The sequence below is a fragment of the Pseudomonas sp. OVF7 genome (genome assembly GCF_030644265.1).
GTDB classification, from domain to species: Bacteria; Pseudomonadota; Gammaproteobacteria; order Pseudomonadales; family Pseudomonadaceae; genus Aquipseudomonas; species Aquipseudomonas gorinensis.
Window position 1 is genome coordinate 459738 of the sequence record NZ_CP128996.1, and the last position, 21338, is coordinate 481075.

Genomic DNA, 21338 nt, shown 5'->3' on the forward strand with positions numbered 1-21338 from the left:
AGATGGCTTGGCCGAACCCGTTGAGCGGGCCATTATACAGACCCTGCCCAATGAGTCTGACTGGAGTTCCTCATGCTGCGTGGCTTTCTGATGTTGGCTGCCTTTTTCGGCTTCACCGGCGTCGCCCTCGGTGCATTCGCCGCCCATGGCCTGAAAAACCGCCTGAGCGCCGAGTACCTGGCAATCTTCCACACCGGCGTCACCTACCAGTTGGTGCACGCCCTGGCGCTGTTCGGCGTCGCGCTGCTGGCCGCGCACATGCCTGGCCGGCTGGTCAACTGGGCGGGTCTCTCGTTTACCGTCGGTATTCTGCTGTTCTCCGGCAGCCTGTATGTGCTGACCCTGACTGGCATCAGCAAGCTGGGCATCATCACGCCATTTGGCGGGCTCGCGTTCCTGCTGGGCTGGTTCTTCCTCGGCCTGGCGGCATGGCGCCTGCAGGCTGATTAAAGCTTTCGCTGACCGGAGGACTTGGGCCAGCAACCTCAATCGGGCTAGAATGCTGGCCCCTAAAAACGATGGCGGCCCGTGGCATGCGCATTCAGTTGAACGGCGAATCTTTTGAACTGCCCGACGGGGAATCCGTTGCGGCCCTGCTGACCCGCCTGGACCTGACCGGGCGTCGCGTCGCAGTGGAGCTCAACCAGGATATCGTCCCGCGTAGCCAGCACGCCGAGACCGCGCTCACCGAAGGTGACCAGGTCGAAGTGGTGCACGCCATCGGCGGCGGCTAGTCGTCCGGCGTCCAGGCGCGCCACCCCGGATTCTGCAGAACCTCACCCCATTTCGAGGATTTCCCATGAGCATCGTTCGTAGCGACAAGCCCTTCGTCCTGGCCGGCCGCACCTACCAGTCCCGTCTGCTGGTCGGCACCGGCAAGTACCGCGACATGGAAGAAACCCGCCTGGCCATCGAAGCCTCGGGCGCCGAGATCGTGACCGTGGCCGTGCGACGCACCAACATCGGCCAGAACCCGGGCGAACCGAACCTGCTGGATATCCTGCCGCCAGACCGCTACACCATCCTGCCGAATACCGCCGGTTGCTACGACGCCATCGAAGCCGTGCGCACCTGCCGCCTGGCTCGTGAGCTGCTCGACGGTCACAATCTGGTGAAGCTGGAAGTACTTGCCGACCAGAAAACCCTGTTCCCCAACGTGATCGAAACCCTCAAGGCCGCCGAAACCCTGGTCAAGGAAGGTTTCGACGTGATGGTCTACACCAGCGACGACCCGATCATCGCCCGCCAACTGGCCGAAATCGGCTGCATCGCCGTGATGCCACTGGCTGGCCTGATAGGCACGGGCCTGGGGATCTGCAACCCGTATAACCTGCAGATCATCCTCGAAGAAGCCAAGATTCCGGTGCTGGTGGACGCGGGTGTAGGCACTGCCTCCGACGCCACCATCGCCATGGAACTGGGCTGCGAAGCGGTGCTGATGAACTCTGCCATCGCCAATGCCCAGCAACCGATCATGATGGCAGAAGCCATGAAACACGCGATCGTCGCGGGCCGCCTGGCCTACCTTGCCGGGCGCATGCCGAAAAAACTCTACGCCAGCGCCTCCTCGCCGCTGGATGGTCTGATCAAGTAAGAGCCATTGATGACTGAATCAAACGAAACGCCGAACACCGTGGACGCAGGCGACGAGTCCAAGCACCGCCGTATCAAGAGTTTTGTGATGCGCGCCGGTCGCATGACCGAAGGCCAGCAAAAGGGGCTGGAACAGGGCACGCCGCTGTTCGTCCTGCCCCTGGCCGACGCGCCGGTGGATTACGACCAGGTATTCGGTCGCTCGGCCCCACGTTCCCTGGAAATCGGTTTCGGCATGGGCCACTCCCTGTTGGAAATGGCCGCGGCCTCGCCCGAACAGGATTTCATTGGTGTGGAAGTGCACCGGCCCGGTGTCGGCGCGCTGCTCAACGGCGTGCTCACCCAGGGCCTGACCAACCTGCGGGTGTATGACTGCGACGCGATCGAGGTGCTCAACCGCTGCATCGCCGACAACAGCCTTGACCGCCTGATGCTGTTTTTCCCTGATCCGTGGCACAAAAGCCGTCACCACAAGCGCCGTATCGTCCAGGCCTCCTTCGCCGAGTTGGTGCGTAGCAAGTTGAAAGTCGGCGGCATCCTGCACATGGCCACCGACTGGGAACCCTACGCGGAATACATGCTGGAAGTGATGAACGTCGCCCCCGGCTACCGCAACCTGGCCGAAGACGGCAAATGCGTACCGCGCCCGGCCGAACGCCCGATCACCAAGTTCGAACGCCGCGGCGAGCGGCTGGGGCATGGGGTTTGGGATTTGAAGTTCGAGAAAGTGGACTGATCAGCCGGTCACTTGGAATGCGGTCAAAATGTGGGAGGGGGCTTGCCCCCGATAGCGGTGGGTCAGTCATAGAGTGGTTGACTGATATTCTGCTATCGGGGGCAAGCCCCCTCCCACATTTGTATCTGTGTTGGGTATGGAATCAGCGGCGATCAGCGACGACGCCAATCAACACCAGCACCACCACCAGCACCGGCGCCAGGCTGTAGTTATTGAACTGGCTCAACCCTCGCACAATCCACGGCGTGGCGTAGATCAGCGCCGCGCCGCTGCCGATCATGCACAGCAGGGCCATCAACGGTACGCGCAACGCGCCGGCGATGCTGCCCAGGCGGGCTTCAACCCAGCCCTTGATGTCCGCGCCGAACAGCACCAACAGGCAGCCGACGAGGGCCAGGGATATTTCCGACAGGTTGCTGCGGCTCCAGCGGGATACGGTGGCGAGCAGGTCGAGTACCAAATCCATTCGATTTCCTTAAGAGCGATCAGCTCAAAAACTTCTGCAACAGGTCATTGAGAAAGAGTTGCCCGCGGTCGGTGGCCACCAGGCGTGACGGTTCGACCTGCATTAAGCCACTTTGTTCTGCCTCGCGCCGGGCCTCATCGAGGCTGGCCAGGTCGAGGCCGGTGCGCTCGGCATAGAGCTTGGCCTCGACGCCTTCGGTGAGGCGCAGGGCGTTCATCAGGAACTCGAACGGCAATTCTTCGTTGGTCAGTTCCTTCGCGCCAGCCTGAAAGCTTTTGGCCGGGTTGAGGTAGTCCTTTGGCGCGCGGGTCTTCCAGGTACGCACGATGCGTCCATTCGGGTGGCTGAGCTTGCCGTGGGCGCCGGCACCGATGCCGATAAAGTCACCAAAGCTCCAGTAGTTGAGGTTATGTCGCGCCGCACGCCCCGGTTGCGCATAGGCTGAGACTTCATATTGCGCGTAACCGTGCTCGGCCAGCAGCGCCTGGCCGGCTTCCTGGATATCCCACAAGGTATCGTCTTCCGGTAGCGCCGGCGGCTGGTTCCAGAAGACGGTGTTGGGCTCCAGGGTCAGCTGGTACCACGACAAATGGGTCGGCTTGAGCGCGATGGCCTGACGCAGGTCGCCCAAGGCGTCATCCAGGGACTGATCGGGCAAACCGTGCATCAGGTCCAGGTTGAAGTTGTCGAACCCGGCCTGGCGCGCCATGTCGGCGGCGCGCATGGCTTCATCGCCGTTGTGGATGCGGCCCAGGGCTGCGAGTTTTTCCTGCTGGAAGCTCTGGATGCCGATGGACAGGCGATTGATCCCCAGCTTGCGGTAAGCCACGAACTTCTCTTGCTCGAACGTTCCGGGGTTGGCTTCCAGGGTGATCTCGATGTCGTCGGCAAACGGGATGCGTGCTTGCACACCCTTGAGCAGGCGACCCAGCGCGGCGGCGCTGAACAGGCTCGGGGTGCCACCGCCGAAGAAGATCGAACTCAGTTCACGGCCGTACACCGCGTGCAGGTCCTGATCGAGGTCGGCCAGCAGCGCGTCGACGTACTCTTCTTCCGGCAACACGGGGCTGGCGGTGTGGGAGTTGAAGTCGCAATAAGGGCATTTGCGCACGCACCACGGGATGTGGATATACAGCGCCAGGGGCGGCAGCACCGGCAACGCCGCCCGTGGTGTTTGCGCGCCGCCGTGGATCAGCGGCTGCGCGGAGGTGTTCTGGGTCATTTCAAGCCCAGGCGCTGGCGCAGCAAAGCCATGGCGCGGGCGCGGTGGCTGATCTGGTTTTTGTCGGCCGGGCTCAGTTCGGCGCTGGAGACATTGCGCTCCGGCACCCAGAACAGCGGGTCGTAACCAAACCCATGCTCGCCGCTGGCCGCATGCAGGATGCGCCCGTGCCACAGGCCTTCGCAAAGGATCGGCAGCGGGTCGTCGGCATGTCGCACCAGAGCCAGCACGCAGACGAACTGCGCACCGCGCTCGGCGTCCGGTACTTCCTTGAGGGCGTCCAGCAGCTTGGCGTTGTTGGCCGCGTCACCCTTGCCGTCGGCATAGCGCGCGGAATAGATACCCGGAGCGCCGCCGAGGAAGTCCACCGCCAGGCCCGAATCATCGGCCAACGCCGGCAGGCCCGAGATGCGTGCAGCATTGCGCGCCTTGAGGATGGCGTTCTCGACGAACGACAGGCCAGTTTCTTCCGGTTCCACCTGGCTGAACTCACCGATCGAGCGCAGTTGCACGGATTCGCCGAGCATGGCCTGGAGTTCTTTGAGTTTGCCGGCGTTATGGCTGGCCAGCACGAGTTGAGTCAGGTTCATCAGTCCGCCGGAAACAGTTCCTGGTTGAATTGGAAACCATGGGCCTTGCCGCCGGTTTCAACATTGATGGTGAAAACCCGCATTTCTTGTTGCGGCACGTTGTAGGGCGCGAGGTAATAGATCGCACCTTTCTCGGTAATCTGCTTGAACGTCAGGATTTCGCTCCTGCCGCTCAGGTCTTTGACCGTGCCGGTGACTTGCGCGGCCACGGGCGTCACGCCCTTGATCACGGTCACGTTGATCAGCCCCTTGTTTTTGCTGCGTACCACGCCAACCGCCTGGGCCGTGTCGGGCTGCAGGAAGCTGGAGGTGAAGGTGTTGTAGTGTACGGTGATATCGCCAAATTCTTTCTGGCGTTTACTGTCGATAGGGTCGGCGGCCATGGCGCTGACGCCCAGGCACGCGGTGAGTAGAAAAACAGCCAGGCGACTCATGATCGTCCTCCTTAAAAATAGTTAGACGGCAATCTTATGGTCCGTCAGACCAGGACTGCTGACCCGGTAAATCCCAATCTCACCCAACAAATTAGGCCATAGCTTACTCGCCCAGCCGTGGCGATGCTGTTGATCGACGGCAAGGCGGTTGATCACCTTGGCTTTGCGTTCGCCGCACAGCGCTTCGAAGTCTTCGAACGTGCAGAAGTGGATGTTCGGCGTGTTGTACCAAGTGTAAGGCAGGAAATCCGATACCGGCATGCGGCCCTTGGTGGCCAGGTACCAGCGGCAGCGCCAGTGCCCGAAGTTGGGGAAGGTGATGATGCACTGGCGGCCGACGCGTAGCATCTCGTCGAGGATGCGGTCCGGGTAATGCACCGCTTGCAGGGCCTGTGTCATCACGACGACGTCGAAGCTGTTGCTGGCAAAGTTGCCCAGGCCCTTGTCCAGGTCCTGCTCGATCACGTTGATGCCCTTGGCCACGCACTGGGCGATGTTGTCCGGGTCGTTTTCCAGGCCGTAGCCGGTGACCTGCTTGTTGTCGCGCAGCCAGCTCAGCAGTTCGCCATCGCCGCAGCCAAGGTCGAGCACACGGCTGCCGGCGGGTATCCAGTCTTGGATGATTTCCAGGTCGGCTCTCATGGCGTTCTCACAGAGTAATGCGGTTCATGTAGTTCCTGAACGCCTGCAGATAACGAGGGATCGGGATCAGGAAGGCGTCGTGGCCTTGCGGAGCATCGATTTCCAGGTAGCAGACGTCTTTCTTCGCTGCCATCAAGGCATCCACCAGTTCCCGCGAGCGGGCAGGCGAGAAGCGCCAGTCGGTGGTGAACGACATCACGCAGAATTTGGCCTTGGCACCTTCGAAGGTTTTCGCCAGGTCATCGTTGAAGTTCGCCGCCGGGTCGAAATAGTCCAGGGCCTTGGTCATCAGCAGGTAGGTGTTGGCATCGAAACGCCCGGAGAACTCCTCGCCCTGATAACGCAGGTAGCTCTCCACCTGGAATTCGACGCTGTGGAAGTCGTAGTTGAGCTTCTCGCTCTTGAGGCCACGGCCGAATTTTTCGCCCATGGAATCATCGGACAGATAAGTGATATGCCCGACCATCCGCGCCAGCATCAGCCCACGCTTGGGGATCACGCCCGCTTCCTGGAACGAACCGCCGTGAAAATCGGGGTCGGTCAGGATCGCCTGGCGGGCCACTTCGTTGAAGGCGATGTTCTGCGCCGACAACTTGGGCGCCGAGGCGATCGCCAGGCAATGGCGCACGCGATCCGGGTAGGTGATGGTCCATTGCAGCGCCTGCATGCCGCCCAGGCTGCCGCCGATCACGGCGGCCCATTGCTGGATGCCCAGCAGGTCGGCCAGGCGGGCCTGGCTGTGGACCCAGTCTTCCACGGTCAGCACCGGGAAGTCCGCGCCGAACGGCTTGCCGGTTTCCGGGTTGAGGCTGCTGGGGCCGGTGGAGCCGTTGCAGCCGCCGAGGTTATTCAGGCTGACCACGAAGAACTTGTTGGTATCGATGGGCTTGCCGGGGCCGATGCAGCTGTCCCACCAGCCCGGCTTGCGCTCGTCGGCACTGTGGAAACCGGCGGCGTGATGATGGCCGGACAAGGCGTGACAAATCAGCACGGCGTTGCTCGCCGTGGCGTTCAGTTGGCCGTAGGTTTCATAGATCAGGTCATAGGCAGGCAGCGAACGGCCGCAGGCCAGGGCCAGCGGTTCGCTGAAGTGCGCCACTTGGGGCACGACCAGTCCAACAGAATCGGGGGGGAAGGCAGTTGGCATCGACCCTGCTCTCGTTTAAATGAGGCGTAAGTCTAAAGACCGCTGCACCCAGCGGCAAGCAAAGGCCGGAGGGGAGTGGGAGATCGTTCTCGCGCAGGGCGTGAGAACGATCATCCGAGGGAGGATCAGATCAGGCCAAACAACAGCGGCGGCATGGCGACGAAGTCCGCCAGGTATGGAATCGCCCAGCTTTGCAGGAGCTGGATCGCAATGAACGCGAAAATCGGCGAGATATCCAGGCCACCCAGGTTGGGAATCAAACGACGGAACGGCGCCAGCACAGGCTCAGTGATCTGCGCCACCAGCTCAGCCCCCGGGCTGCGGCTGCCCGGTGCCACCCACGACAGAATCACGCTGATGATCATCGACCAGAACAGGATCTTCAAGAACAGCGAGAACACGCCAATCAGTGCCCACGGCAGCAACAGCAAGGTTTTGGGCAAGTAGCCCTTGAGCATCAGGATGACCGCAAACAGCAGGATCTGCAGCAGCAGCGCCAGCACCAACGAGGACATGTCCAGGCCGAACATGCTCGGGACCACCCGGCGCAGGGGCTTGAGCAGTGGTTGCGTGGCCTTCACCACGAATTGGCACAGCGGGTTGTAGAAGTTCGCCCGCACCAGTTGCAGGATAAAACGCATCAGCACGACCAGCAGGTACAGGCTGCCCAGGGTCTGGATGATGAAGATCACAGCGTCATTGAGTCCAAGCATCATTTATTCCTTTGTAAGGGACGACTATTGGCCCAGTTGTTCGGCCATTTCAGCCGAACGGTGCGCAGCGGCGCCGAGAGCTTTTTCCACCAGGGCTTCAAACCCCCCGGCCTGGAACGATTCGATAGCGGCTTGCGTGGTGCCGCCTGGGGAGGTCACGCGACGGCGCAGCTCGGCGGCATCCACTTCGCTGGTCACGGCCATCTGCGCGGCGCCCAGGGCGGTTTGCTCGGCCAGTTGCTCGGCGACTTCCTGGGGCAGGCCCAATTTCACGCCGGCGGCGGTCATGGCTTCGATCAGCAGGAAAAAGTACGCCGGACCGCTGCCGGACACGGCGGTGACCGCATCCAGTTGCTGTTCCTGTTCCAGCCACAAGGCGATGCCCACGGCGGACAGCAGTTCCTGGGCCTGGTCGCGCTGTTGGGCGGTCACTTCGGACGTGGCGTACAAACCGCTCACACCCTTGCGCAGCAGCGCCGGGGTGTTGGGCATGCAGCGTACGATCGGCTGGGCGCCGAGCCAGTTGTTCATGCTGGCGCAAGTGATGCCGGCGGCGATGGACACCACCAGTTGATGGGGTTGCAGGCTTGGGCGCAGGCTTTCGCACACGGCCTTCATGGCCTGCGGCTTGACCGCCAGCACGACCACGTCGACGCCCTGGATGGCCTCGGCGTTGTCGGCGAACGTGTCGATACCGTGCTCGGCGCTGACGCGGGCGCGGGTCTCGGCGCCCGGGTCGCTGGCGCGAATCTGTTGGGCTTGCAGGCCCTTGGCCCGCAGGCCGCCAATCAGGCTGGCCGCCATGTTACCGGCGCCGATAAAGGCAATACGCGTGTTGCTCATGACAGGTCCTTATTCAGTGGGAGATCAGCCATTTCACGGCTGGCCATAATCGCGGGCGCCAAACAGGGCGGTGCCGATCCGCACCCAGGTGGCACCTTGGGCGATGGCCGACTCAAGGTCATGGCTCATGCCCATGGAAAGTGTGTCCAGCGGCAGGTTCAGGCTGGCTTGCAGGTCACGCACGGTGGCGAACGCTGCATCTTGAGCGGTTCGATCTTCCGTCGGCTCGGGGATCGCCATCAGGCCGCGCAGCTTCAAGCGCGGCAGGGCGCTGATGGCGTTGGCCAGGGCCGGCAGGTCGGCGGGAGTACAGCCGGATTTGCTGGCCTCGCCACTGACGTTGACCTGGATGCAGATATTCAGTGGCGGCAGGTCAGCCGGGCGTTGTTCGGAGAGGCGTTGTGCGATTTTCAGGCGGTCCACGGAATGCACCCAAGCGAAATTCTCGGCGATCGCACGAGTCTTGTTCGATTGAATGGGGCCGATGAAGTGCCAACTCAAGGGCAGGTCGGTTAATTCGGCCTGTTTGCCCAATGCTTCCTGCAGGTAGTTCTCACCGAAGTCGCGCATGCCGGCGGCATAGGCTTCGCGCACGGCTTGCGCGGGTTTGGTCTTGCTCACGGCCAGCAGGTGGATGCTGTTTGCGTCACGTTGCACGGCGTTGGCTGCGGCGCGGATCCGCTCGCTAACCAGGCCGATGTTGTCTGCTATCGTCGACATTCAAGATGCGCCCGTGGATATGGAGTCCGCGGCATTCTACTGGAAATGGAAAGCCCTATGGATATCACTGAATTACTGGCGCACAGCGTACGCCAGGGCGCCTCCGACCTGCATCTGTCGGCTGGCCTGGCGCCGATGCTGCGGGTGGACGGTGAGGTATGGCCGTTGGATTGGCCGGTACTGGCACCTGCCCAAGTGGCTAACTTATTGAGCCCTTTGCTCAACCAATACCAACAAAAGGATTTCGAAACATCTCTTGAAACGGATTTTGCCTTCGAACTGCCCGGTGTGGCGCGGTTCCGGGTCAATGTATTTCAGCAGGCGCGCGGTATGGGGGCGGTGTTTCGCACGCTTGCAGCCGAGGTCCAGAGCTTGGAAGCCCTTGGCCTGGGGGAGGTGTTCCAGCGTATTGCCCAGTTGCCGCGCGGCCTGGTACTGGTGACCGGACCCACCGGCTCCGGCAAGTCCACCACCCTGGCGGCGATGATCGACTACCTCAATCAGCATCGGCGCCAGCACATCCTCACCCTCGAAGACCCTATCGAGTTTATCCACACGCCGAAAATGGCCCTGATCAACCAGCGTCAGGTCCACCGCGACACCCACAGTTTTTCCACCGCCCTGCGTTCGGCCCTGCGGGAAGACCCGGATGTGATCCTTGTGGGCGAATTGCGCGACCTGGAAACCATTCGCCTGGCGCTGACGGCCGCTGAGACCGGCCACCTGGTCTTTGGCACCCTGCACACCACCTCGGCGGCAAAGACCGTGGACAGGCTGGTGGACGTGTTCCCGGCGGGGGAAAAGGCCATGGTCCGCACCATGCTGTCTGAGTCGCTGCAAGCGGTGGTGTCACAGGTGTTGGTCAAGAAGCTCGGCGGTGGGCGGGTGGCCGCCCATGAAATCATGTTGGGCACGCCAGCCATCCGTAACTTGATCCGCGAAGACAAGGTGGCGCAGATGGTCTCGGCGATTCAGACCGGTGCAGCGTTGGGGATGAAAACCTTGGATATGAGTTTGAAGGCGTTGGTCACGGAAGGCGTGATCAGCCGGGAAGAGGCGCGGGAGAAGGCGAGGGTACCTGGGGATATCTGAGGGCTTGTGGACAGTACAAATCAAATGTGGGAGGGGGCTTGCCCCCGATAGCGGTGGATCAGTCACTTTGATGTCGACTGACACTCTGCTATCGGGGGCAAGCCCCCTCCCACATTTATTACTGCATTCCAGCTTTGGATCAGCGTTGGACTACCCGCAAGGTGTTCTGCTCTTTTGGCAGAACCCGCTTGGCAATCACGTAGTTCTTGTCCCAAAACGGCTTTTTCAGGGTGTCGATGCTGACCGACTTGCCACGGCGTGGTGCGTGGATAAAGCGGTCGTTGCCCAGGTAGATGGCAACGTGGTTGACCTTGCGGCTCTTGAGTTTGAAGAACAACAGGTCGCCCGGTTTCAAATCCTTGCGCTCAACCTTTTGCCCGTGGCCGGCGGCCATGGCGTTGGAGGTGCGCGGCAAATCCACGGCCGCTACGTCGTTAAACGCATATTTAACCAAACCGCTGCAGTCGAACCCTTTACTTGGGCTGCTGCCGCCCCAACGATAAGGAGTACCGAGCACGTTGACGGCGCGGCTGAGGACGGTGCTGCTTTGTTTGGTGTTGGCTGCCATCAGGCCTGGGGTGGTTTTGCCGTGGGCCTTGCTCAGTTGAGTCGGGCGGCTGACAGTAGGCTTGGCTGATTTGGCCGTGCTTGGTGTGCTGTGAACTTTAGGGGTGAAACCGTTTACGTTAGGAAGTCGTTGCTCACGATTGGTGGCGTGGGCGGCCAGTGGCATTAATAGGCAAATGGTTAGCCATGTCTTGAAAAATGGTCGCATTAGGCGTGGCTCTTATGGGTTTGCGCGCAACTTTATAACAGCTTTTTGTGTCGTTCTCAGGCCGTTTGTCGACTGAACCTTGGGGTCAAATCCAGGAAAAACGCGACGAATCGCCGCAATTGTCCTACACAAGTCAGGTGGCATAAGGCTTTCAGGGGATGGAAGATACCATTGGCCGTACGTCGGGCGCCCGTAAAAAAGTCACAAATAAAGTGAAAAAATTTATCTATCAAGGCAAAAGAGGTACTCCATGAACACCTATCAACAGCTTGGTTCGCAGCAAGACACCCACAGCAAGGTGATCGGTTACCTGCTCTGGATTTTCGGGTTTACCGGCTCGCACCGCTTCTATTACGGCAAGCCGGTGACCGGCACGATCTGGTTTTTCACCTTCGGCTTGCTCGGTATTGGCTGGCTGATCGACCTGTTCCTCATCCCGGCCATGGACCGTGAGGCCGACCTGCGTTTTACCGCCGGGCCGATCGAATACAACGTGGCGTGGATTCTGTTGACGTTTCTCGGGGTATTCGGTGTGCACCGGATGTACCAGGGCAAATGGATCACCGGCCTGATCTACCTGCTGACCGGAGGTTTGTTCCTGGTGGGGGTGCTGTATGACTTCTGGACGTTGAATACGCAGATTTCGATCCGCAATGCCGAGCTGAGAGGCGGGCGCTGATTTCTCAGACCTTATAGCGAACTCAATGTGGGAGGGGGCTTGCCTCCCACATTGACCGTGCCCGCTTCAGGCCTGGTAGCTGATCCGCCCATCCGCCAGGGTGTAGCGCACCGTCGCCGGCAGGCTATGGCCGATGAACGGGCAGTTTTCACCCTTGGACAACCAGTGCTCGCCGGCAATCGTCGAGCTGGCTGGATCAAACAGCACCAGGTCTGCCGCAGCACCTACCGCCAACTTACCCGCCGGCAGGCGCAAGGCCTCGGCCGGACCTGCGCTCAGGCGTGCCAGCAGTGTCGGCAGGTCCAGCAAGCCATCCTCCACCAAGGTCATCGCCAGTGGCAGCAACAACTCTACGCTGCTGATACCCGGCTCTGTTGCGCCAAACGGCGCCAGCTTGGCATCGCGCTCGTGGGGTTGGTGATGGCTGGAAATGGCCGAGACCACGCCAGACTTCACTGCGGCACGTAAACCGTCACGGTCGGCACGGGTACGCAGCGGCGGTTGCACGTGATACAGGCTGGAGAAGTCGATCAGCGCCTCGTCCGTCAGGATCAACTGGTACAGCGCCACATCCGCCGTCACTGGCAGGCCACGGGCCTGGGCCTGGGCGATCAGGGCGACGCCGCGAGCACTGGTCAGCTGGCTGAAGTGCGCGCGTACACCGCTTTGCTCCACCAGCAACAGGTCGCGGGCCAGGGCGACGGTTTCAGCGGTTTCCGGAATGCCCGGCAGGCCGAGGAAGCTGGCGACGGCGCCCTCATGGGCCAGTCCACCTTCGGCCAGGTCGCGGTCCTGGGAGTGGAAAATAACGGTCAGGTCGAAGGTCGCTGCGTATTCCAGGGCGCGGCACAAGGTTCGAGTGCTGCGAAAACTCTCCAGCCCGTTGCCGAAGGCCACGCAACCGGCGTCACGCAGGGCGATCAGCTCGGCGAGTTGTTCACCTTCCAGGCCCTTGCTCAGGGCGCCGATGGGAAACACTTTGCAATTACCGGCCTCACGGGCGCGGTCGAGGATCAGTTCGGTCACGGCCGAGGTGTCCAGTACCGGCTTGGTGTGCGGCGGGCAACACAGGCTGGTCACGCCACCGGCAGCGGCGGCGCGGGTTTCGCTGGTAATGTTGCCCTTGCGGCTGTAACCCGGCTCGCGCAGGGCGACGTTCAGGTCAACCAGGCCAGGCGCGGCCACCAAGCCTTTGGCATCGATGGTCTCGACCGCGGTGAACCCGCTGGGCGCCGCACCGATGGCGATGATCTTGCCGGCTTCCAGATGAAGATCGGTAACTTGATCCAGGCCACTGGCTGGATCGATGACTCGGGCGCCGAGAATGCTGAGCTTCACTGGGCCTTCTCCTGCTCGAATTGACGTTGCGCGGTTTGCCCGCTCATGGCCATGGACAACACCGCCATGCGCACGGCGATGCCATAGGTGACCTGGTTGAGAATCACCGACTGGTTACCGTCGGCCACCGCCGACTCAATCTCCACCCCTCGGTTGATCGGCCCCGGGTGCATCACGATCGCATCGGGCTTGGCGCCGGCCAGGCGTGCGGTGGTCAAGCCGAACAGGCGGTAGAACTCGCCTTCGCTGGGCAGCAGGCCACCGGCCATGCGCTCGCGTTGCAGGCGCAGCATGATCACCACGTCCACATCCTTGAGGCCGGTGGTCATGTCGGTGTAGACCTTCACGCCATATTGCTCGATACCCACGGGCAGCAGGGTTTTCGGCGCGATCACGCGGATATCCGGGCAACCCAGGGTCTTCAGGGCCAGCATGTTCGAGCGCGCCACCCGCGAGTGCAGGATGTCGCCGACGATGGCTACCGAGAGGTTTTCAAAGCTGCCTTTGTGCCGACGGATGGTGAGCATGTCGAGCATGCCCTGGGTCGGGTGGGCGTGACGGCCGTCACCGCCGTTGATGATCGCTACCTGCGGGCACACGTGTTCGGCGATGAAGTGCGCGGCACCGGAGTCGCCGTGGCGCACGACGAACATATCGGCGGCCATGGCTTCCAGGTTGCGCAGGGTGTCGAGCAGGGTCTCGCCCTTGCTCGCCGACGAGGTGGACACGTTCAACGTGATCACGTCGGCCGACAGTCGCTGGGCCGCCAGTTCAAAGGTGGTGCGGGTGCGGGTGGAGTTCTCGAAGAACACATTGCAGATGGTCTTGCCGCGTAGCAGCGGGACCTTCTTCACCGCGCGGCCACCGACCTCGAGGAACGAGTCGGCGGTGTCGAGGATTTCAGTGAGCAGTTCGCGGGGCAAACCGTCGAGGGACAAGAAATGTTGCAACTGGCCCTGAGCATTGAGCTGCAGCGGGCGCTTGGCATCGAGAGGCGTCATCGCGGGGACTCTTTACAAGGCGGTTTAAAGGGCAAGGTCTTGCAGTTCGAGTTCGAGCGGCGTGGGACCGGACAATTTTACCCGCTGGTGGGCTGAAAGCGACAGGGTGGCGCCGACCACATCGGGGCTGATCGGCAATTCGCCGGCGTCCAGGTCGAGCAGGCAGACCAGGGTCACACTGGCCGGGCGGCCATAGTCGAACAGTTCGTTCAGGGCGGCGCGAATGGTACGGCCGCTCATCAGCACGTCATCGATCAGCACCAGATGCTGGCCTTCGATCTCGAACGGCAGCGCCGAGGGACGCACCTGCGGGTGCAGGCCATTCTGGCTGAAGTCGTCGCGGTAGAAGGACACGTCCAGGGTGCCCAGTGGCGAGTCGCTGCCCAGTTCCTTCAACAGTGCCTGGGCGACCCATACGCCGCCGGTGCGAATGCCGATAAAGCGCGGTTCGCTGATGGCACGGTGTTCCAGATGGGCCTTGAGGCGTATCGCCATCTGGCTGATCAGGTCGGCGGGATTGGGCAGGCTCATGGTGGCTCCTTCAAGGCCCTGCGTGGCGGGGGTGCCTGCACGGTCCGGGCTCAAACGTAAAAAGACGCGGCAAGCCGCGTCAGTCAGGATTCAAATAAAGCGGTGTTTTCATCCAGCCAGCCCTGCAACAGCAAGGCGGCGGCGATGGCGTCCACGGGGTTGTCGCGGTAGCTGCCTTTTTGCCCGCCACGGTCACGTCGCTCACCCTTGGCTTCGAAAGTGGTCAGGCGTTCATCGTGGGTATAGAAAGGCAGGTTGTAGCGGCCGTTAAGACGGCGGGCGAACTTCTCGGCGCGCAGGCACATGTCGCTGGGGGTGCCGTCCATGTTCAAAGGCAGGCCAACCACGACGGCGTCGGGTTTCCATTCCTTGATCAGGGCTTCGACCTGGTTCCAGTCCGGCACCCCATTCTGGGCTTTCAAGGTGCACAGCTCGCGGGCCTGGCCGGTGATCACCTGGCCGACCGCAACGCCGATCTGTTTGGTGCCGTAGTCAAAACCGAGGATCAGACGCAAGGCCATCAGGCGTGCCCCGCCTGGCTGGTGAGCAGGCTGAGGTTGACCCGCAGCTTGGCGGCGGCAGCTTCCAGGCGCAGCTCACTGGCGGTGTTGAACAGGATGTCGGCGTCGTACGGGCAGGTCAGCCAGGCGTTACTGGCCAGTTCGGCTTCCAGTTGCCCGGCTTCCCAGCCGGCGTAGCCGAGGGTGATCAGGCTCTGCTCGGGGCCGACGCCATCGGCAATGGCAAACAGCACGTCCTGGGACGTCGACAGCGACAGCCCCTCGAGGTCTACCGTGGCCTGGAACTTCGGCCCGCTCGGGTGCAATACAAAGCCGCGATCGGTCTGCACCGGCCCGCCGGTATAGATCGGCACGCCTTGGCAGCGGGCCGGTGGGTCGACCTCCGGGCGCAGTTGCTCAAGGATATCGGCCAGGTTGAGCTCTTGCGGGCGATTCACCACCAGCCCCATGGCACCATTGGCCGTGTGCTCGACGATGTAGGTCAAGGTCTGCGCAAAGTTCGGGTCGGCCATATGGGGCATGGCGATCAGGAATTGGTGCTTGAGGTAGGTCGGGTCGACATTTTTCATGTCCGCTAGTGTGGCGTTGGAGCGGCGAACTGACAAGCTGGAGTTGCCTGTTGTGGCAAGCCCGCCGCAGGGTGGGTGTTATCAGTTGCTGGAGAGTCGATCGCCCTTGGCAAACTTCCAAGTGCGGATAATTTCCAGGCGGTCGACGTCGTTCAGGTCCCCGGTAAACGGGGCAAAGGGCGCAGCCAGGCGCACGATGCGCTGGGCGGCCTGGTCCAGCAGCGGCTGGCCGGACGACTCCAGCACCTGGACCTCATATAACGTTCCGTCGCGGTTGATCGACACCAATAAGCGCAAATTGCCATAAATCTGCTGGCGCCGGGCTTCATCCGGGTAATTGAGGTTACCGATGCGCTCGACCTTCTTGCGCCATTCGTCCTTATACCAGGCACCTTTGTCGCGCATGGTGGAGGCCGCGTTCAGGCGGTAGATGCGCGGGCGCTTGGCGTACAGCTGTTGTTCGTTGGCCAGTTCGGCTTCGAGGCTGGAAATCTGGTCGGAGAGTTGCGAGCTGTCAAAGGTGGGCGCCGGTTTCACCGGTTCGGGCTGCGGCTCGGTCTTGGTTTTCTCGCGTTGGGTCGGAGCCTTCTGCGGTTTTGGCGCGACGGTGGTCACGGCAGCCTTGGGCGCGGCCTGCTTGACCTCGGGCTTGGGGGCCGGGGGCGGCGTGACTTTGTTGACCTGGTTGTCCTGGAACGGCGCCAACTCGGTGGTCTTCGGCACGGCTTTCTTGTCGAGGGTGCCGCTGCCTTGCTGGTTGTCCTGGGCGAGAAAGTCTGCCTTCTCGGGCTTCTTTTCGCTCTTGAACGTGGCGAGGGTGATTTCCAGGGTTTTACTGATCTGCTTGGGCTCGACCATGGTGAAACCCACGCCCAGGATCAGGGCCAGGTGGATCAACGCCGCGAGAAACAGGGTAAATCCGAGCCGATCAGCCGGGCGCACGCCGCGTTGGGAGAGTTCGGGGGGCAGTTCGGACGGGAGTGTCATGACAAGAAAACCAACATCGCGCGTTTCACAGGTGGCGCATGATAACGCAATGTTGGTTGGTGTCCGGCTGTTCTATGTCACTTGGCTTGTAGCTTGCGTTCAATCGCTGCCATCAACATTTCGCCGATGTTCGTGCCAAATGCGTTATCAATCTCGCGGATACAGGTTGGGCTGGTGACGTTGATTTCGGTGAGGTTTTCACCAATTACGTCTAGGCCTACAAACAGCAGGCCCTTTTCCCGCAGGGTCGGGCCGACCTGGGAAGCGATCCAGCGATCCTTGTCTGACAATGGTCGCGCTTCACCGCGACCACCGGCCGCCAGGTTGCCGCGAGTCTCGCCGGCCGCCGGGATACGCGCCAGGCAGTAATCGACCGGCTCGCCGTCGATCATCAGGATGCGCTTGTCGCCATCCTTGATCGCGGGCAGGTAGGCCTGGCCCATGATCTGCTGGGTGCCCAGGTCGGTCAGGGTTTCCAGAATCACCGACAGGTTCGGGTGGCCGGCGCTGTGGCGGAAGATCGACGTGCCGCCCATGCCATCCAGCGGCTTGAAGATCACATCACCGTGCTTGTCGGCAAATTCACGCAGCACATCGGCGCGGCGGCTGACGACGGTGGGCGGGGTGCACTGCGGGAACAGCGTGGCGAACAGCTTTTCGTTGCAGTCGCGCAGGCTCTGCGGCTTGTTGACGATCAGTACGCCGGCGCGCTCGGCCTGCTCCAGCAGGTAGGTGGAATAGACGAATTCCATATTGAAGGGCGGGTCCTTGCGCATCAGGATCACGTCCAGGTCGCTCAGGGGGCTATCGATTTCGTCATGCAGCTCGAACCACCTATCAGGGTTGGCGAACACTTGCAGCGGACGCATGCGCGCGCGGGCCTCGCCGTCGCCCTGATACAGATCGCCCTGCTCCATATAGAACAGGCTCCAGCCGCGGGCCTGGGCAGCCAGGAGCATGGCCAGCGAACTGTCCTTTTTATAGGAAATGCTGGCGATAGGGTCCATGACAATGCCGACGCGAACGCTCATGGGGGATTTCCTCTAGCAAATTAGGGCATATAAAAGTGGCGTCAGAGTGGCGCTGCGGCTGTTGTGGGTCAAGGAAAAACCACCTGGCAGGCTGCTCGATAGATTGCGCCCGGAGACTGTGCTAAAAAGACTGCCACGGCGCAGCAGCCCTTGAATTCCAAGGCTTGCGGCGCTCATCCTGTGCAACATCAGGCAGTACACACCGAAAACCGATTCGCTGTGGCGATGGTAGAGCAGATATGGAACAGCATTCCAACGCCTTGAGAGTGATGGTGATCGACGATTCGAAAACGATCCGCCGCACCGCCGAAACCTTGTTGAAGAATGTGGGATGCGATGTCATCACGGCCATCGACGGTTTCGATGCCCTGGCTCGGATTGTGGATCATCACCCGCACATTATCTTTGTCGACATCATGATGCCGCGCCTGGATGGCTATCAGACCTGCGCCCTGGTGAAGAACAACCCGGCGTTCAAGTCGATCCCGGTGATCATGCTCTCCTCCAAGGACGGCCTGTTCGACAAGGCCAAGGGGCGCATCGTCGGAGTTGATCAGTTTTTGACCAAGCCTTTCAGCAAGGAAGAACTGCTGGGCGCGATCAAGGCCTACGTGCCTGGGTTCGCCGCGGTAGAACAAGCACACTGACGTCACCTCACAAGGGCTGGCGCCGACCAATGTAGTGGGGAAAACCATGGCACGCGTTCTGATCGTCGACGATTCGCCGACTGAAATGTACAAACTGACCGGTATGCTGGAAAAGCACGGCCACCAGGTCCTCAAGGCCGAAAACGGCGCAGACGGTGTGGCCCTGGCTCGCCAGGAAAAGCCCGACGCGGTCCTGATGGACATCGTGATGCCGGGCCTCAATGGTTTCCAGGCGACCCGCCAGCTGTCCAAGGAGCCGGAAACCAACGGTATTCCGATCATCATCATCACCACCAAGGACCAGGAGACCGACAAGATCTGGGGCGCGCGCCAAGGCGCCAAGGACTACCTGACCAAGCCGGTGGATGAAGAAACCCTGATCGCCACACTGAACAAGGTGTTGGCCGGCTGACGGCACGCCATCATGACCGAGTCGCAAACCGCCTTCGAGTTGCTGCTGGACATCGATCGCCGCTGCCGCCTGTTGGCCGCTGACCTGCCATCCCAGGAAGCCCGCCTGCACAGCTGGAGCGGCATCGGTTTTCGCCTGGGCGAGCATTGGTATGTGGCGCCCATGGGCGAAGTGGCCGAAGTGCTGCATGAGCCTCGCTGCACTTTAATGCCCGGGGTCAAGACCTGGATCAAGGGCGTGGCTAACCTGCGTGGGCGCCTGTTACCGGTGATGGACCTCGGCGGCTTCCTCGGCCATGCGTTGTCCAAGGCGCGCAAGCAGCGGCGGGTGTTGGTGGTGGAGTACCAGGACATATTTGTCGGGCTGCTGGTGGATGAGGTGGTGGGTATGCAGCATTTCGCACAAGACGCGTTGCAGGCACACGCCGCCCCAGGCGCGCCGTTTATCCAAGGCCAGTTTGATGGCGACCCGCTGTGGCAGGTCTTCAGCCCCTTCGCCCTGGCCCAGGCCCCAGGTTTCATGGATGTTGCCGCATGACCACTGTCACCACGCCTAAACCCCAGGCCGGCTCGCGTAGCCGCTCCCAGATCATCGTGCTGTTTATCGCGCTGATCGTGTTCATCATGTTGTTGTTCGCCAACTTCGCCTACCTCAATACCCAATCCACCTACGATAAGCAGTACATCGGCCACGCCGGTGAGTTGCGCGTGCTGTCCCAGCGTATCGCCAAGAACGCCACGGAAGCCGCCGCCGGCAAGGCCGCCGCGTTCAAGCTGCTGGGGGAGGCCCGCAATGATTTTGCCCAGCGCTGGGGGTACCTGAAGAAAGGCGACCCGGAAACCGGCCTGCCGGCGGCGCCCAGCGCGGTGCGCACCGAAATGCGCGCAGTGCAGACCGACTGGGAAGCGTTGTTGAAAAACACCGACGTCATCCTGGCCAGCGAACAAACGGTGCTGTCCCTGCACCAAGTGGCCGCGACCCTGGCCGAAACCGTGCCGCAATTACAGATGGAATCGGAAAAGGTCGTCGACATCCTCCTGCAACGCGGCGCCCCCGCCAGCCAGGTGGCCGTGGCCCAGCGCCAGTCGCTACTGGCCGAACGCATCCTCGGTGCGGTCAACACCGTGCTCGCCGGCGATGAAACCGCCGTGCAGGCCGCCGATGCCTTTGGCCGCGATGCCAACCGCTTCGGCCAAGTCCTTAATGGCATGCTCAATGGCAACCCAGGCCTGCGTATCACCCAGGTTGAAGACCGTGATGCCCGTGCGCGGCTGGCAGAAATTGCCGAGCTGTTCGAGTTTGTTTCCGGCTCCGTGGATGAAATCCTCGAGACCTCGCCGCAGTTGTTCCAAGTGCGCGCCTCGGCGAGCAATATCTTCAACCTCTCGCAAACCCTGCTCGATGAAGCCTCGCACCTGGCCACCGGCTTTGAAAACCTGGCCAGCGGACGCAGCTTCGACACCATTGGCGGTTATGTGCTGGGCCTGCTGGCGCTGGCGTCGATCATCCTGATCGGCCTGGTGATGGTGCGCGAGACCAACCGCCAACTGCATGAAACCGCCGAGAAGAACGAGCGCAACCAGAACGCGATCATGCGCCTGCTGGATGAAATCGAAGACCTCGCCGATGGCGACCTCACCGTCACCGCCTCGGTGACCGAAGATTTCACCGGCACCATCGCCGATTCCATCAATTACTCCGTGGACCAACTGCGTGACCTGGTCGCCACCATCAACCTCACCGCCGGGCAGGTTGCCGGTGCGGTGCAGGAGACCCAGGCCACGGCCATGCATCTGGCGCAAGCCTCTGAGCATCAAGCCCAGCAGATCGCCGAAGCCTCCACCGCAATCGAACAGATGGCCCAGTCCATCGACCAGGTGTCGGCCAACGCCGCTGAGTCCTCGGCGGTGGCGGAACGTTCGGTGGAAATCGCCAACAAGGGCAACGAGGTGGTGCACAACACCATCCACGGCATGGACAACATTCGCGAGCAGATCCAGGACACCGCCAAGCGCATCAAGCGCCTGGGCGAGTCGTCCCAGGAGATTGGCGACATCGTCAGCCTGATCGACGACATCGCCGACCAGACCAACATCCTCGCCCTCAACGCGGCGATCCAGGCGAGCATGGCCGGGGATGCCGGGCGCGGCTTTGCGGTGGTGGCCGACGAAGTGCAGCGCCTGGCCGAGCGCTCGTCGGCGGCCACCCGGCAAATCGAAACCCTGGTGCGAGCGATCCAGACCGACACCAACGAAGCCGTGATCTCCATGGAGCAGACCACCACCGAAGTGGTGCGTGGCGCGCGGCTGGCCCAGGACGCTGGCGTCGCGTTGGAAGAGATCGAAGGCGTGTCGAAAACCCTGGCGGCGCTGATCCAGAGCATCTCCAATGCGGCGCAGCAACAGACGTCGTCGGCGGGGCAGATCTCCCTGACCATGAACGTGATCCAGCAGATCACTACTCAGACGTCCTCGGGGTCCACCGCCACCGCCGAAAGCATCGGCAATTTGGCGAAGATGGCCAGCCAGTTGCGCAGGTCGGTGTCGGGTTTCACCTTGCCTGTGGCCAAGCAGGCAGATGATTGAAATGCGATCCAAGTGTGGGAGGGGCGGTGCGACGATTCGACTTGCCCCCGATAGCGGTGGGTCA

Annotated in this window: 27 protein-coding genes; 10 read left to right on the forward strand and 17 right to left on the reverse strand. The window is 61.7% G+C overall.

The window, feature by feature from the left end:
* Nucleotides 1-72 precede the first annotated feature (72 nt).
* The 4 genes from QU606_RS02070 (at nt 73) to trmB (ending at nt 2329) form a co-directional block, all read left to right on the forward strand.
* Nucleotides 73-450 (forward strand): DUF423 domain-containing protein, encoded by a 378-nt coding sequence (locus QU606_RS02070; RefSeq protein WP_024077916.1) that lies wholly within the window; start codon nt 73-75, stop codon nt 448-450.
* Between the two features lie 83 nt (nt 451-533).
* Complete coding sequence (gene thiS, locus QU606_RS02075) at nt 534-734, forward strand: sulfur carrier protein ThiS (RefSeq protein WP_069077196.1); 201 nt, start codon at nt 534-536, stop codon at nt 732-734.
* A 65-nt stretch (nt 735-799) separates the two neighbouring features.
* Entirely contained in the window at nt 800-1594 is a 795-nt protein-coding gene (locus QU606_RS02080) for a thiazole synthase (protein WP_017845016.1), read from the forward strand.
* A gap of 9 nt (nt 1595-1603) precedes the next feature.
* Nucleotides 1604-2329 (forward strand): tRNA (guanosine(46)-N7)-methyltransferase TrmB, encoded by a 726-nt coding sequence (gene trmB / locus QU606_RS02085; protein WP_024077914.1) that lies wholly within the window; start codon nt 1604-1606, stop codon nt 2327-2329.
* 142 nt (nt 2330-2471) lie between these two features.
* Here trmB and QU606_RS02090 read toward each other — a convergent pair whose 3' ends face one another.
* The 9 genes from QU606_RS02090 to QU606_RS02130 all read right to left on the reverse strand — a co-directional run bounded on the left by QU606_RS02090 (nt 2472) and on the right by QU606_RS02130 (nt 9106).
* The gene (locus tag QU606_RS02090; protein ID WP_003176691.1) at nt 2472-2795 is read right to left on the reverse strand and encodes a DUF3392 domain-containing protein; all 324 of its coding nucleotides are present in this window, start codon (nt 2793-2795) and stop codon (nt 2472-2474) included.
* 19 nt (nt 2796-2814) lie between these two features.
* Nucleotides 2815-4017 (reverse strand): radical SAM family heme chaperone HemW, encoded by a 1203-nt coding sequence (gene hemW, locus QU606_RS02095; RefSeq protein ID WP_304998063.1) that lies wholly within the window; start codon nt 4015-4017, stop codon nt 2815-2817.
* Nucleotides 4014-4610 carry an RdgB/HAM1 family non-canonical purine NTP pyrophosphatase gene (gene rdgB / locus QU606_RS02100; RefSeq protein ID WP_162163625.1) on the reverse strand — a complete coding sequence of 199 codons (597 nt, stop codon included), beginning with the start codon at nt 4608-4610 and terminating at the stop codon, nt 4014-4016. The genes hemW and rdgB overlap by 4 nt, the downstream gene beginning before the upstream one ends.
* On the reverse strand, nt 4607-5041 hold the full coding sequence (locus QU606_RS02105) for a DUF4426 domain-containing protein (RefSeq protein WP_024077911.1): 435 nt from the start codon (nt 5039-5041) through the stop codon (nt 4607-4609). Before QU606_RS02105 ends, rdgB begins: the two co-directional genes overlap by 4 nt.
* Before the next feature lie 21 nt (nt 5042-5062).
* Nucleotides 5063-5683 (reverse strand): methionine biosynthesis protein MetW, encoded by a 621-nt coding sequence (metW, locus tag QU606_RS02110; protein WP_024077910.1) that lies wholly within the window; start codon nt 5681-5683, stop codon nt 5063-5065.
* 7 nt (nt 5684-5690) lie between these two features.
* Entirely contained in the window at nt 5691-6830 is a 1140-nt protein-coding gene (locus QU606_RS02115) for a homoserine O-acetyltransferase (protein WP_024077909.1), read from the reverse strand.
* A 125-nt stretch (nt 6831-6955) separates the two neighbouring features.
* On the reverse strand, nt 6956-7543 hold the full coding sequence (locus QU606_RS02120) for a YggT family protein (protein WP_024077908.1): 588 nt from the start codon (nt 7541-7543) through the stop codon (nt 6956-6958).
* Nucleotides 7544-7567: 24 nt separating this feature from the next.
* A complete protein-coding gene (gene proC, locus QU606_RS02125; RefSeq protein WP_024077907.1) occupies nt 7568-8386 on the reverse strand; it encodes a pyrroline-5-carboxylate reductase in 819 nt (272 codons plus the stop codon).
* 33 nt (nt 8387-8419) lie between these two features.
* A complete protein-coding gene (locus tag QU606_RS02130; protein ID WP_024077906.1) occupies nt 8420-9106 on the reverse strand; it encodes a YggS family pyridoxal phosphate-dependent enzyme in 687 nt (228 codons plus the stop codon).
* Nucleotides 9107-9163: 57 nt separating this feature from the next.
* Between QU606_RS02130 and QU606_RS02135 the strand changes: the two genes are divergently transcribed.
* Nucleotides 9164-10198: a type IV pilus twitching motility protein PilT gene (locus QU606_RS02135; RefSeq protein ID WP_069077198.1), complete on the forward strand. Its 1035-nt coding sequence runs from the start codon at nt 9164-9166 to the stop codon at nt 10196-10198.
* Between the two features lie 139 nt (nt 10199-10337).
* On the opposite strand, the gene QU606_RS02140 is transcribed toward QU606_RS02135, so the two are convergent.
* Complete coding sequence (locus tag QU606_RS02140; protein ID WP_024077904.1) at nt 10338-10973, reverse strand: C40 family peptidase; 636 nt, start codon at nt 10971-10973, stop codon at nt 10338-10340.
* 250 nt (nt 10974-11223) lie between these two features.
* On the opposite strand from QU606_RS02140, the gene QU606_RS02145 reads away from it, so the two are divergent.
* A complete protein-coding gene (locus QU606_RS02145; protein WP_024077903.1) occupies nt 11224-11652 on the forward strand; it encodes a TM2 domain-containing protein in 429 nt (142 codons plus the stop codon).
* A 66-nt stretch (nt 11653-11718) separates the two neighbouring features.
* Here QU606_RS02145 and QU606_RS02150 read toward each other — a convergent pair whose 3' ends face one another.
* From QU606_RS02150 to gshB, 7 genes are all read right to left on the reverse strand, one after another.
* Nucleotides 11719-12990 (reverse strand): dihydroorotase, encoded by a 1272-nt coding sequence (locus QU606_RS02150; protein ID WP_069077199.1) that lies wholly within the window; start codon nt 12988-12990, stop codon nt 11719-11721.
* Nucleotides 12987-13991: an aspartate carbamoyltransferase catalytic subunit gene (locus QU606_RS02155; RefSeq protein ID WP_024077901.1), complete on the reverse strand. Its 1005-nt coding sequence runs from the start codon at nt 13989-13991 to the stop codon at nt 12987-12989. Before QU606_RS02155 ends, QU606_RS02150 begins: the two co-directional genes overlap by 4 nt.
* 24 nt (nt 13992-14015) lie before the next feature.
* Nucleotides 14016-14522, reverse strand: a complete 507-nt coding sequence (pyrR, locus tag QU606_RS02160) for a bifunctional pyr operon transcriptional regulator/uracil phosphoribosyltransferase PyrR (RefSeq protein WP_024077900.1) — start codon at nt 14520-14522, stop codon at nt 14016-14018.
* Between the two features lie 83 nt (nt 14523-14605).
* Entirely contained in the window at nt 14606-15043 is a 438-nt protein-coding gene (gene ruvX / locus QU606_RS02165; RefSeq protein ID WP_003195067.1) for a Holliday junction resolvase RuvX, read from the reverse strand.
* Nucleotides 15043-15612, reverse strand: a complete 570-nt coding sequence (locus QU606_RS02170; protein WP_069077200.1) for a YqgE/AlgH family protein — start codon at nt 15610-15612, stop codon at nt 15043-15045. The genes ruvX and QU606_RS02170 overlap by 1 nt, the downstream gene beginning before the upstream one ends.
* A gap of 81 nt (nt 15613-15693) precedes the next feature.
* Complete coding sequence (locus QU606_RS02175) at nt 15694-16599, reverse strand: energy transducer TonB (protein ID WP_024077898.1); 906 nt, start codon at nt 16597-16599, stop codon at nt 15694-15696.
* A gap of 77 nt (nt 16600-16676) precedes the next feature.
* Nucleotides 16677-17630 carry a glutathione synthase gene (gshB, locus tag QU606_RS02180; RefSeq protein ID WP_069077201.1) on the reverse strand — a complete coding sequence of 318 codons (954 nt, stop codon included), beginning with the start codon at nt 17628-17630 and terminating at the stop codon, nt 16677-16679.
* Between the two features lie 239 nt (nt 17631-17869).
* Between gshB and pilG the strand changes: the two genes are divergently transcribed.
* From pilG to QU606_RS02200, 4 genes are read left to right on the forward strand one after another with little or no spacing between them, the layout of a single operon-like run.
* The gene (gene pilG / locus QU606_RS02185) at nt 17870-18277 is read left to right on the forward strand and encodes a twitching motility response regulator PilG (RefSeq protein ID WP_010564379.1); all 408 of its coding nucleotides are present in this window, start codon (nt 17870-17872) and stop codon (nt 18275-18277) included.
* A 46-nt stretch (nt 18278-18323) separates the two neighbouring features.
* On the forward strand, nt 18324-18689 hold the full coding sequence (gene pilH, locus QU606_RS02190) for a twitching motility response regulator PilH (protein WP_014720320.1): 366 nt from the start codon (nt 18324-18326) through the stop codon (nt 18687-18689).
* 12 nt (nt 18690-18701) lie between these two features.
* Nucleotides 18702-19226: a chemotaxis protein CheW gene (locus tag QU606_RS02195; protein WP_024077896.1), complete on the forward strand. Its 525-nt coding sequence runs from the start codon at nt 18702-18704 to the stop codon at nt 19224-19226.
* Nucleotides 19223-21274: a methyl-accepting chemotaxis protein gene (locus QU606_RS02200; RefSeq protein ID WP_024077895.1), complete on the forward strand. Its 2052-nt coding sequence runs from the start codon at nt 19223-19225 to the stop codon at nt 21272-21274. The genes QU606_RS02195 and QU606_RS02200 overlap by 4 nt, the downstream gene beginning before the upstream one ends.
* Nucleotides 21275-21338 lie beyond the last annotated feature (64 nt).